Genomic DNA, 2136 nt, shown 5'->3' on the forward strand with positions numbered 1-2136 from the left:
CAAAGTCAAAAGATTGATAAGCAACACTGTCCACCAATCGAAGACGATCGGAACGGTATCCATAAAATAATTCACTTGATCGAGTGGAATAAGGTGAAACTGCCACTGCAGCCACGCCAGAAACAGTCCCGCGAAGTTGCCGATGAGTAGTCCGCGCAGAACAATGTACACCCCGACGCGCACAAAAATGGCACGAATCTGCCGATCGGGACTGCCGAGGGTTTTGAGCAAACCGACCAGCGGCGTGCGCTCCATGATCATCACCAGCAAAATCGAAATCATATTGAAGCTTGCCACGAACAGGATCAGCGTCATGAACACCGCCGTGTTGCGATCCAGCATCAGCAGCCAGTCGAAAACGGGCCGGAAGGTTTCCGTGACTTTTTGCAGGAACATATCCGGGTCCATGTAGTTGAAGATCTTCTCCGCCGAGGCGTCGATTTGAGAGAAGTCTTTGAGGTAAATCTCGTATGTACCCACCGTGTCCGGCCCCCAGTCGTTAAGCCGCTGGATCAGGGCCAAATCGCCCACAATCAGCGAATTGTCAAACTCTTCCATATCCGTTTCATAAATGCCGACGACGTTCAGTTTGCGGGCACGGGGCGGATCTTGCAGGAAGTACATCAGCACATCGTCGCCCGATTTGAGACGGAGTTGGCGGGCAATTTTTTGGCTCAGGATAATCTCCTGCGCGTAGCCGCTATCAGGGAATTGAATCAGACGGCCTTCTACCAGGCTCTGCTCAAACAGCTTCCAGTCGTAATCGGGGCCGACGCCTTTCAGCACGACGCCTTTCAATTCGTCGGGCGTTTTCAGGATGCCCGACTTGTGGGCCACGGCTTGCCAGTGCGCTACTTCGGGCATGGATGAGAGGTCCTCCGAAAGCGCCGTTTTGCGGGGCATCGGGGCTTCTTCGTAGCTGTTGTTGAGCGTCAAAGAATTGACCCGCAGGTGCGCTCCAAACAGAAAAACCTTTTCTTGAATGACGTCCTTGAACCCAAATAGTACCGCAAAGGCCAGAATCCCCACGGCGGTACTAATGGCGATGCTCGCGATACCGATGCGCGTGACCGTGGCCGAGAAAGTACCCACGGCATTGTGGCGGATGCGGTCGGCAATGAAAGCGGGAAAGCGCAAGGCGGGCGGTAGTTTTTGGGTTTATGTCGTAATTTGCAAATCTAACGAAAAACCTTTCCGATGAACTATGTTCTTTCCGTGCTGCTGGCATTCATGCTAAGTACCTGCGCCGATTCTCGCCAAAATGACACCAACACATCTAACAAAACTGTAAGTCAGAAAAACAAAACCGATGACCTGAGACTGGGCATCGACCGCACGGGCGAGTACCTGCCATTGCTCACGGGCAAGCGCGTCGGGCTGGTCGTGAACCACACGACGCTGTTCTCCAACGGCACCCACCTGGCCGATAGTCTCCTGGCTTTGGGCGTGAATATCCAGACCATTTTCGCGCCCGAACACGGTTTCCGCGGGCAGGCCGATGCTGGCGCCACGATCAAAGACGGCAAGGACGCCAAAACCGGACTGCCTATCGTGTCGCTTTATGGCAAAAACAAAAAGCCCTCGGTGGAGCAGTTAAAAGATATTGACGTAATGATTTTCGACATTCAGGACGTCGGCGTACGTTATTATACGTACCCCAGCACCATGCACTACGTGCTGGAAGCCTGCGCCGAAAACGGCAAGCCTTGCCTCGTCCTCGACCGACCCAATCCCAACGGCAACTATGTGGACGGCCCCGTGCTTGATCCAAAATTTAAATCGTTCGTGGGAATGAATCCCGTTCCCGTCGTCCACGGGCTCACTTCCGCTGAACTAGCCCTGATGATCAACGGCGAAGGCTGGCTGGAAGGCAAAAAAAGCTGCGACCTCACGGTGATACCTTGCACGGGCTACAACCACCGCATGGTCTATGAACTACCCGTGAAGCCTTCGCCCAACCTGCCCAATCTGCAATCCATCCGGCTGTATCCGTCGATCTGCCTTTTTGAACCCACCATCGTGAGCGTTGGTCGGGGTACCGACACGCAGTTTCAGGTCATCGGCGCACCCAATAAGGTGTATGGCCCCTATGAGTTCACACCAGTGGACAAGCCCGGCGCGCAGAATCCGCCCAAC

General features: G+C 54.3%; 2 protein-coding genes. One reads left to right on the forward strand and one right to left on the reverse strand.

Annotated features, from left to right (window positions below; genetic code table 11):
* On the reverse strand, window positions 1-1137 hold a 1137-nt coding region (locus tag ACEW8P_RS07915), incomplete at its 3' end, for an ABC transporter permease (RefSeq protein WP_373512551.1).
* A 60-nt stretch (window positions 1138-1197) separates the two neighbouring features.
* Here ACEW8P_RS07915 and ACEW8P_RS07920 point away from each other — a divergent pair.
* The coding region (locus tag ACEW8P_RS07920) for an exo-beta-N-acetylmuramidase NamZ domain-containing protein (RefSeq protein ID WP_373512552.1) at window positions 1198-2136 on the forward strand (939 nt) is incomplete at its 3' end.

It is taken from the genome of Persicitalea sp. (assembly GCF_041751555.1).
Lineage (GTDB): Bacteria > Bacteroidota > Bacteroidia > Cytophagales > Spirosomataceae > Persicitalea.